General features: G+C 55.3%; 4 protein-coding genes. 3 read left to right on the forward strand and 1 reads right to left on the reverse strand.

Annotation, left to right across the window (positions count from 1 at the left end; all coding sequences use genetic code 11):
• Positions 1-131: 131 nt before the first annotated feature.
• Positions 132-695: a 3-oxoacid CoA-transferase subunit B gene (locus ABK249_RS33630; RefSeq protein WP_227705961.1), complete on the forward strand. Its 564-nt coding sequence runs from the start codon at positions 132-134 to the stop codon at positions 693-695.
• 262 nt (positions 696-957) lie between these two features.
• Here ABK249_RS33630 and ABK249_RS33635 read toward each other — a convergent pair whose 3' ends face one another.
• Positions 958-1,848 (reverse strand): NAD(P)-dependent oxidoreductase, encoded by an 891-nt coding sequence (locus ABK249_RS33635; RefSeq protein WP_210058868.1) that lies wholly within the window; start codon positions 1,846-1,848, stop codon positions 958-960.
• A 152-nt stretch (positions 1,849-2,000) separates the two neighbouring features.
• On the opposite strand from ABK249_RS33635, the gene ABK249_RS33640 reads away from it, so the two are divergent.
• Together ABK249_RS33640 and ABK249_RS33645 are read left to right on the forward strand one after the other, a co-directional pair.
• On the forward strand, positions 2,001-2,609 hold the full coding sequence (locus tag ABK249_RS33640) for a TetR/AcrR family transcriptional regulator (protein WP_210058866.1): 609 nt from the start codon (positions 2,001-2,003) through the stop codon (positions 2,607-2,609).
• Positions 2,610-2,624: 15 nt separating this feature from the next.
• Positions 2,625-3,586: acyl-CoA dehydrogenase family protein (locus ABK249_RS33645; RefSeq protein ID WP_348864911.1), on the forward strand; the 962-nt coding region annotated here is incomplete at its 3' end.

The following is a 3,586-nucleotide window of genomic DNA, read 5'->3' on the forward strand; positions in this document are numbered from 1 at the left end:
GGTTCTCACATTAAATGCCAAAGACCCATCTTGAATCTCAATTTAACTGTACATTCTCAAACTATGTGTACAGCTAACCTTCTGAAATCGTTGACAGGCGATTCTCACGATTAACTGCAAAGCGACAGAAGGTGACCAAATACGTTCCCGATGGCATGCAGGTCTGGCTCCAGTCGGAGAACGGCCTGATTGGTATCGGCCCCCCTCCATACGAAGACGAGGTCGATCCGGATCTGATCGATGCCGCGAAGCAAACGATAACGATTGTCCCGGGTGGGTCTATATGCTCTTCGTCAATGTCTTTCGCGATGATCCGCGGTGGCCATATGAACCTCAGCATCCTCGGTGGTATGCAGGTTAGCGAGAAAGGCGATCTGGCCAATTGGATGATCCCGGGAAAGATGGTCAAGGGCATGGGCGGCGCCATGGACCTTGTCGGGGGTGTCGGCCGCGTTATCGTTCTCATGGAGCACGTGGCCAAGGACGGGAGCTTCAAGCTCCTTAAGCAGTGCTCGCTGCCTCTCACCGGAAAATCGGTGGTCAGCCGTATAATCACGGATCTGGCTGTGCTGGATGTCTCGGAAGACGGGTTGGTCGTCTGCGAGCTCGCGCCAGGCGTCAGTCGTGAGGAGCTTGAGGCAAAGACCGAAGCAAGGCTGGTATTCCCGGAAACTACAGTACTTCTGACCGCCTAGCGCGCGCTCCTCGTATCCTTACGGATACACTACTATCCTTCGACCTTATGCGTAGGTCAGAAAGTTAAAGCACCGTGCGCCATTTCCGGCGCACGGTGCTTTAATGGCTTTGACTATGTCGGCAGACTTTCGGAAACGGTTCCAGAATATTCGGCGACTGGTTCAGGGTTGTGCGAGGACGCCGCGAGCGGTTCCGGCGTCCTCATTTCGACAGCTCATGTTTTGTGGATCCAGTTTGGACCTGCGGTGCATCTACCCGACATCAACCCTTTCGCAGGCTTTCCAAGGTTTCGATCACTCTTCGCCATGTCTTGAAGCTGTCGTCTCCGACGTTGGATAGCACATCGTGCAAGGCTTCGGTCATCGGCAGCTTTCCGGAGCCGCTTCCGATCTTGAGGCCGAGGCCGATATCCTTGTGGATGATTGACTGGATGGAGTCGAAGTCCTTCCGCGTCGGCGCCCATGCTCCGTATGCTTTCGGAGCATCCTCGACATTTTCCGTAAAGAAATTTCGGCCGGTTCCCGCTTCCATCACCGGGATCATGTCTTTGAGCGAGAGCCCGTTATCGAGGCCGATACGATAGGCCTCCGCGGAGATCATCATGTTGGCGATGCAAACAACGTTGTTGACGATCTTGGTGATCTGGGCGGATCCTACCGGCCCGCAATAAAAAAATTGCTCGCCGACGACGCTCAGAACGTGCTTAACGGCATCGCAATCCGCGCGGTCTCCGCCAAGAATGATCGTGAGCGTGCCCTCTACAGCTTTGACCACCCCGCCACTCACCGGAGAATCGATCAGTTTGATGCCATATTGCTCGACCTCGTTCGCGAACTCACGAATGGCCGCTGGCAGGACGGTTCCCATCACGATCAAATATTGCGTCTTGTCCTTGGGCTTGTTTGTCCCGATACCCGACGGCCCCAGAACAACCTGGCGAATCTGGTCATAGTTCGCAACCATAAGCATGATGACATCACAGTTACCGCAATCAGCCGGATTTTGGGTCGTCCGAACACCGAGCTCTCCAAACGGACTCAATGCTTTTTCGCTGACATCGCAAACGATGAGATCAAATTTGTTGCGGGCGAGCCTTAGGGCCATCGGCCCTCCCATAGCACCCGCACCTATAAATCCGACTTTCACAGACATTAACTTTCTCCCGAATGTTGATGCGGCACCTGTCTAACAAATGTTGCACCAATTATTTACCGGGCGTACGGTCGAATTGTATTGACTTATGTTTGGCTCCTCGTCAACAATAGGTCCAACAAGTTTGATCGCTTGAAAGGAAGGTGGCCCCTATGCAGACCCCACGCCGTCAGGGACGGCCTCCGGTTCTCGAAAATGCTTATGAGCGGATTCTCGATGGGGCCGCTGTACTGTTCGCCCAGAAGGGCTTCGACGCCAGTTCTATCAGCGAAATCGCTACAACCGTCGGCATGTCGAAGGCTGCCGTATTTCATTACTTCCCTGCCAAGCAGGACATCTATGACGCTATAATTGTACGCGCTCTGAGGGGGCTTAAAGATCAGGTATCGGATGCGGTGAACAACGATAACGCATCTCTCGATCGCCTCAGGCTCTTCATGACTTCGCATGCAAGCTACTTCGAAGAGAATTTCTGGAGTTTCGTAACCATGCTGATCGGTTACGGAGGTATGGCAACGCCGACCTTGAAGCAGGAAGCTTTGGCCCTGCGAGATGAATACGAGAGCCTGCTTCGCGAGATCATTCGCGAGGGAGTGAAGCAGGAGCAAATTAAGGATGTTGATCCGGTCGATGCGAGCCGCGCCATCCTGTCAATGCTTAACTGGATGGCCCGATGGTTTAAGCCTGGCGGCGAGCGTTCTGCCGCCCAGGTCGCGGAAGACTATTACTCGATTATCGTCGGCGGATTGAAGCGCGCCTAGTGAGGATTACAAGTCATGGCTCTGGACACCGATACATTTAACATGCTCCTGGAGACTGTCAGCCGCTTTGTCACCGAACGGCTCATCCCTCGGGAAGTGGAAGTCGTTGAGACCAACGCCATTCCCGCGGATGTTATTGCGGAAATGAAGGAACTTGGGCTCTTCGGGCTGTCGATCGCGGAAGAGCACGGCGGGCTCGAACTGTCGATGGAAGAAGAGGTCCAGGTTGTCTTTGAGCTCGGAAGGGCGTCTCCTGCTTTCCGGTCCGTCGCAGGCACCAATATCGGCATCGGTTCGCAGTCGATCGTTATTGCCGGCACCCTAGAGCAGAAGCAGAAGTATCTTCCGGCCCTGGCATCGGGCGATCTCATCGGTTCGTTTGCATTGACCGAACCGGACGCCGGTTCCGATGCGATGGCGCTGCGAACTTCGGCGCGCAAGGACGGTGATCACTACGTCCTGAACGGCACCAAGCGTTACATCACCAATGCTCCGAGCGCCGGCCTGTTCAGCGTAATGGCCCGCACCGCACCCGAGCGGAAGTCGAATTCTATCTCCTGCTTCCTCGTAGAGGCAGGCACTCCGGGTATAAAGCTTGGTCTTCCGGACAAGAAGATGGGGCAGCGTGGTGCGCTGACATGCGATGTGGTGTTCGAGGATTGCCGCGTTCCCGCGAGCGCGCTTCTTGGCAACGAGGAGGGAAACGGCTTCCGCACGGCCATGAAGGTTCTCGACAAGGGGCGTCTGCATATCGCCGCTCTTTGTGTCGGTATCGCTGACCGGCTCATTAAGGAATCGGTCGCCTACGCGAAGGACCGCAAGCAGTTCGGTCAACCGATCGCAGAGTTTCAGCTCGTTCAGGCGATGCTGGCCGACAGTGAGGCCGACACCTATGCGGCGCGTTGTATGATCCTTGACGCGGCCGCCCGTCGCGACCTTGGGGAAAACACCACCAAGGTTGCGGCTTGCGCGAAAAT

The organism is Neorhizobium phenanthreniclasticum (genome assembly GCF_040066075.1).
Classification (GTDB): domain Bacteria; phylum Pseudomonadota; class Alphaproteobacteria; order Rhizobiales; family Rhizobiaceae; genus Neorhizobium; species Neorhizobium petrolearium.

Excerpts from the sequence above, each read along its gene's own strand:
- ABK249_RS33640 (WP_210058866.1), top strand. The coding sequence starts at position 2,001 with ATGCAGACCCCACGCCGTCAGGGACGGCCTCCGGTTCTCGAAAATGCT.
- ABK249_RS33635 (WP_210058868.1), bottom strand. The coding sequence starts at position 1,848 with ATGTCTGTGAAAGTCGGATTTATAGGTGCGGGTGCTATGGGAGGGCCG.